The sequence below is a fragment of the Limnofasciculus baicalensis BBK-W-15 genome (assembly GCF_024178385.1).
GTDB lineage: Bacteria > Cyanobacteriota > Cyanobacteriia > Cyanobacteriales > Coleofasciculaceae > Limnofasciculus > Limnofasciculus baicalensis.
In genome coordinates this window covers 1-2,953 of the sequence record NZ_JAMZMM010000546.1, presented here as the reverse complement: position 1 = coordinate 2,953, position 2,953 = coordinate 1, and the positions used below count along the sequence as shown (strand labels likewise).

The 2,953-nt window shown below is 38.4% G+C and carries 3 protein-coding genes; 1 reads left to right on the top strand and 2 read right to left on the bottom strand.

Features of this window, described 5'->3' with window-relative positions:
- The first annotated feature begins 124 nt into the window (after window positions 1–124).
- The gene (locus NJ959_RS27920; RefSeq protein WP_254015028.1) at window positions 125–355 is read left to right on the top strand and encodes a type II toxin-antitoxin system HicB family antitoxin; all 231 of its coding nucleotides are present in this window, start codon (window positions 125–127) and stop codon (window positions 353–355) included.
- Window positions 356–548: 193 nt separating this feature from the next.
- Here NJ959_RS27920 and NJ959_RS27915 read toward each other — a convergent pair whose 3' ends face one another.
- Together NJ959_RS27915 and miaA are read right to left on the bottom strand one after the other, a co-directional pair.
- Complete coding sequence (locus tag NJ959_RS27915) at window positions 549–1,883, bottom strand: sensor histidine kinase (RefSeq protein WP_254015027.1); 1,335 nt, start codon at window positions 1,881–1,883, stop codon at window positions 549–551.
- 422 nt (window positions 1,884–2,305) lie between these two features.
- The coding region (miaA, locus tag NJ959_RS27910) for a tRNA (adenosine(37)-N6)-dimethylallyltransferase MiaA (protein WP_254015026.1) at window positions 2,306–2,953 on the bottom strand (648 nt) is incomplete at its 5' end.

Here is a 2,953-nt window from a genome sequence, read left to right as displayed (position 1 = left end):
CAATATATCAATATAATATCCCTTATCCCCATCAAAATTCCCCAAAAAACCTCCGCGTACCTCTCTCCCAACCTCTGCGTACCTCTGCGTTAAAAAAAGCAGCCCCATATCCAGAAAAATAAACATGAATTACCACTACACCATCATAATTCAGTGGTCAGATGAAGATCAATGTTATATTGTATTCTTGCCGGAATTTGAGGATGTCATGCAGCCCTGCACTCACGGCGATACTTATGAAGAAGCGCTCAAAAATGCTAAAGAGGTAATCGAAATGCTAATTGAGACAATTCTTGAAGAAGGAAAAACTTTGCCACAACTGAAACAATTTACACCAGGATTACAGGTAGCTTAAATTATCTCAGAAGCTTGGCGGTTGAAACCGCAGCTACACAGACAAAACCCGCCTTCGCGGGTTGTTACATCCTTGATGTTTCATTAATTAGTCCGCGCAGACTGACTACCCTTCGGGAAGGCTAACGCCTACGTTTGTATAGACGCGAATTACATTCGCCCGGAGGTAATTAAAAATGGTGCTATTAGACAAGTTAAGCTACTAATGGTAGGAGAATTTGAAACTCCGTACCTATATCCGGTTCAGATTTCATCAGCAATTGTCCACCATGTTTTTCCGTCACAATTTGATGGCTAATTGCTAAACCCAATCCTGTGCCCTTACCAACTGGTTTTGTGGTGAAAAATGACTCAAAAATTCGCTGTTGAATAGCTAGAGGTATCCCTGGGCCATTATCCGTAATCCGTACTGATACACATTCCCTATCTTTCACTTCCAAAATAGTTGTGTGAATTTCAATCTTCGGTTGCCAGATTGTTGAGCTATTTTCTCGATCTTTAATTTTATCTGTTAAAGCATCAATAGCATTACTGATAATATTCATAAAGACTTGACTTAATTGACCAGAATAGCAATTTACTGGCGGCAAGTTGCCGTAATTTTTAATTAACTTAATATCACCTTTGAGGTAATTATTCAAGATAATCAAAGTGTTGTCAATACATTCGTGGATATCAGCAGGTTGACGTTTTGATTCATCCATGTGAGAAAAACTGTTCAAGCTACGAACAATTTGAGTCAATCGTTTGGCAGCATTTGTCATGCTTTTAATAATTTTTGGTAAGTCTTCTGATATAAATTCTAACTCTGATTCTATTTTTAGTTCATTTAACTCATGAGATATCTGGGGTACTTCTAATTCATAAGCTGACACAATATTGAGCAGTTGAGCGCAGTAGTTAGAAATAAATTCAAAATTACCAGAAATACAACCGAGGGGATTTTTCATTTCATGAGCAACTTCTGCTACCATTTTTCCCAAACTTGCCATTTTCTCGGTTTGCATCATCTGGGCTTGGGTTTGTTCGTGGAGAAGCTGAGTAGCTAGCTCGTGAATTTGTGATTGAGCTATTAGTAACTGATGTATATCTAATAATTGATACTTGTTCGGCTCTACCTCCACTACAATTGGTTCATAGAGTAACTCTGGCGAACGTTGTAGGGAACTCCGTACTGCTTCTACTATTTTAGTATCTCCTCTAAACTTCAATACTTCCACGTTCACAAAGCGATATAATGAACCCAAAGGACGCTTTAAAAATAGCTCCAATCCATAAGGACGACTCATCTGTTCCAAAAAACGCCGTCTGGAAATCATTCCGGCAAATTTCCCTTCCTGAGTGAGAATAACGCCTGGTAATAGAGGATTTAGCTGAAATAAATAACTGACATCTTTACCCAGTTGAGAAGCGTCAATTGAAATGTTATAAAGTGATAATTCTTGAAGGGTTGAGTCTAGAGTGAGATGTGCCATCTCATGTTGGGGAGGCAGTAGTAAATGTTGGTAATTTTTCTGGAGAGATAACATACAACGATTTATTTAATTAAGACACGTCATTTACATATACACTTGATAGATCGAGTTTTGCGTCAATTTTAACTTTAATTTTATGGCGTGTCTATCTCTGTATTATTATAGAGTATTGGCTAGTAACTTTGGGTTAATTTAGATTTAACTTATGGTTAAGGCATGATTATAATCGTCCATAAATAAATACAGGAATACTTCCCCATGCCTGACAATAAAAATAATTTTGCGATCGCGGATGTTATTTTTGTGTTATTTGTAAAAGCAGGGTGAAGCATTCGGAGACAATTTTATTGGTTTTTGTTGTTATCCGCCCGAATGCTACCCTGTGGGAACGCTACGCGAATACCCCTACAAACCTCTGCGTACCTCTGTGAAATCCTCTGCGCACCTCTGCGTTAAAAAAAAGTCCAATCCCCACACTATTCCTCAAAACTACTCAACCTCTCACCGATAAACCGCCAAACTTCCTCTAATAAATCATAACTATCCACATCAAACCATTCTATTTCTGGAATAGCCCGAAACCAAGTACGCTGTCGTTTAGCAAATTGTCTGGTGTGTAAAACAGTTAAATCTTTGGCTTCATTAAGAGAAACTTCACCCGCCAGATATTGTTTGATTTCTCGATAACCTAATGTATCCAATAGCGGTAAATCCCAACGGTATTTTTTACAAAGAGTTTCTACTTCCTTTACTAATCCCATTTCGAGCATTTCTTCAGTGCGCTTTGCGATTCTACGAGTAAGGGCATCAGATTGACAGTCTAAACCAATCTGAAAAATGGGATAATTGGGCGGATTTTCCCCTTGTTGTTGTGAAATAGGTTCTCCAGTCACGTAAAATACTTCTAATGCTCGTAATGTTCTCACTTCATCATTAGCATGAATCTTTTGCGCCGCAATCGGATCGACTTGTTGCAGGAAATGGTATAGTTGAATTTGTCCTAAAGCGGAAAGTTGCGATCGCAATTCTGAGTTAGGTGCGACTCTAGGAATTTTTAATCCTCGTACTATCGATTTTATATATAAACCTGTACCACCAACGAGGAGGAGGGGAGAGTTTTGAGT